Origin of the sequence: Promicromonospora kroppenstedtii DSM 19349, from assembly GCF_000515355.1 — a bacterium.
GTDB lineage: Bacteria > Actinomycetota > Actinomycetes > Actinomycetales > Cellulomonadaceae > Promicromonospora > Promicromonospora kroppenstedtii.
In genome coordinates this window covers 1-2493 of record NZ_KI911732.1, presented here as the reverse complement: position 1 = coordinate 2493, position 2493 = coordinate 1, and the positions used below count along the sequence as shown (strand labels likewise).

At 73.9% G+C, this 2493-nt stretch carries 1 protein-coding gene and 1 pseudogene; both read left to right on the top strand.

The features are described 5' to 3' along the window. A pseudogene (locus PROKR_RS21850) lies at positions 1-294 on the top strand (ROK family transcriptional regulator); the annotation flags it as partial. 101 nt (positions 295-395) lie between these two features. Further along, entirely contained in the window at positions 396-2441 is a 2046-nt protein-coding gene (locus PROKR_RS21845) for a beta-galactosidase (RefSeq protein ID WP_084800597.1), read from the top strand. Positions 2442-2493 lie beyond the last annotated feature (52 nt).

Sequence of the window (2493 nt, the reverse complement as noted above, 5' to 3'; positions counted from 1 at the left end):
GTCGCGCTGGCCCGGGAGGGCCACGTGGCCGCCCGCCGCGCCTTCGCCGACGCCGGGCAGGCGCTCGGGGTGCTGGTCGGCACGGTGGCGAACGCGCTCGACCCGCAGAAGATCGTGCTCGCGGGCGACGGGCTCGTGGTCATGGAGCTCGCGGGCGACGAGGTGCGGGCCACGATCGACGAGGTGCGTTCGCCGGGCATCCCGCCGCTGGCGCTGGACGTCCAGCCGTTCCAGTTCGACGAGTGGGCGCGTGGCGGCGCCGTGGTGGGCATCCGGACGATGCTGCGGTTCTGAGCCGCTGTTTGTTTCACATATTGACAAACGGGCGGGCGCTCGACAAGTCTGACGCACCGGGGGCGCAACCGTCCCCGCACCGACATCGAAGGGGATGCCCTGTGGCCCGCCGTGCGACCGACCGACCCCACACCCGCCGCGACCTGCCCGCCTGGCCCACCGACGGCCTGAGCTACGGCGGCGACTACAACCCCGAGCAGTGGTCACCGGACGTGTGGCGCGAGGACGTGCGGCTGATGCGCGAGGCCGGCGTCAACATCGTCACCCTCGGCGTCTTCTCCTGGGGGCTGCTCGAACCGCGCGAGGGCGAGTACGACTGGGGCTGGTTCGACGAGATCATCGGCCTGCTGCACGAGTCCGGCATCGCCGTCGACCTCGCCACCCCGACCGCCGCGCCGCCGAGCTGGCTGCTGCACGCGCACCCGGAGGTGCTTCCGGTGGACGCCTACGGCGTGCGGGAGCACCCGGGCGGGCGGCTCGGCTGGTGCGCGAGCTCGCCCGTGTTCCGCGAGCACGCGCTGCGGATCACCACCGCGCTCGCCGAGCGCTACGGCGACCACCCCGCGGTGCGCCTGTGGCACGTGAGCAACGAGCTCGGCGGCGGCAACGGGCGGTGCTGGTGCGACGTGTCGGCGGCCCGGTTCCGCGAGTGGCTCCGCGCCCAGTACGGCACGGTCGAGGCGATCAACGCCGCGTGGGGCACGGCGTTCTGGGGGCACACCTTCACCGACATCGAGCACATCGAGCCGCCCCGGGGCGACAAGCACAAGACGAACCCAGGGCTGTTCCTCGCGTTCGAGCGCTTCTCCTCCGACGAGCTGCTCGAGCACTACCTCGCCGAGGCAGCCGTGCTCCGCACGCACAGCAGAGCGCCCGTCACCACCAACTTCATGGTCGGCTCCGGCGGGCACGTCGTGGACTACTCCGACTGGGCCGGGCACGTCGACGTCGTGGCGAACGACCACTACACGATCGTGGACGACCCGGTGCGCGAGCAGGACCTCGCGTTCGCAGCCGACCGGATGCGCGGCCTGGCCGCCGGCCGCACGCCGTGGCTGCTCATGGAGCACTCGACCGGGGCGCCGAGCTGGCAGCAGCGCAACCGCGCCAAGGCCCCCGGCGAGATCCTGCGCAACGCCCTGGCGCACGTGGCCCGCGGGTCGGACGGCGCGATGTTCTTCCAGTGGCGTGCCTCGACCGCGGGCACCGAGCAGTTCCACTCGGCGATGCTGCCCCACGCGGGCACCGAGAGCCGCGTGTGGCGCGAGGTCGTGGCGCTGGGGTCCGCGCTGCGCCGGCTCCGGGGCATCGCGGGTGCGCCCGTGGAGCCCGCGAAGGTCGCGCTCCTGGTCGACGAGGAGTCGGCGTGGGCGCTCCAGCAGGGGCTCAAGCCGCACCGCGCGCTGCGGTACGCCCGCGAGACCCGGCTCTGGCACCGGGTGTTCTGGCAGCGGCAGGTGCTGGTCGACGTGCTCCCCGTCGACGCCGACCTCGACGGCTACGACCTCGTGGTGCTGCCCACGCTCCTCGTGGTCTCGGACGCGCAGGCCGCGCGGGTCGACGCGTTCGTGCGCGCCGGGGGCACCGTGCTCGCCACCTACCTCTCCGGGATCGTCGACGAGACCAGCCGCGTGCGCGGCGGCGGCTACCCCGGTGCGTTCCGCGACCTGCTCGGGGTGACGACCGAGGAGTTCCGCCCGCTCCAGGCCGACGAGTCGGTGCTCCTGTCCGACGGCGGCCGGGTGACCGACTGGAGCGAGGACACGAACCTGCGCGGCGCCGAGGCCGTCGTCACCTACGCCGACGGAGACTCCGCCGGCCGGGCGGCGGTGACCCGCAACGCCGTCGGCGACGGCGCGGCCTGGTACGTCTCCGCGCAGCTCCCGCTCGACTCGGCCACGCGCGTCGCCGACCGGCTCATCGACGAGCTCGGGCTGCCTCGCGCCGTCGAGGCGGGGACCGGGATCGAGGCCGTCCGCCGGAACACCCCCGACGGCGACGTCCTGTTCCTGATCAACCACTCGGACGCCGACGAGACCGTGGCCGTGTCCGGCCGCTCGCTCCTCGACGACGACGCGACGTTCGACGGCACCGCGCTGGTGCCCGCCGGGCGCGTCGTCGTGCTGCGCGAGAGCGCCGCCGAGTGACGCCCGACGTGCACGTGCTGCGCGCGGCCGGTGTCGGCGTCGTCGTCGCGCT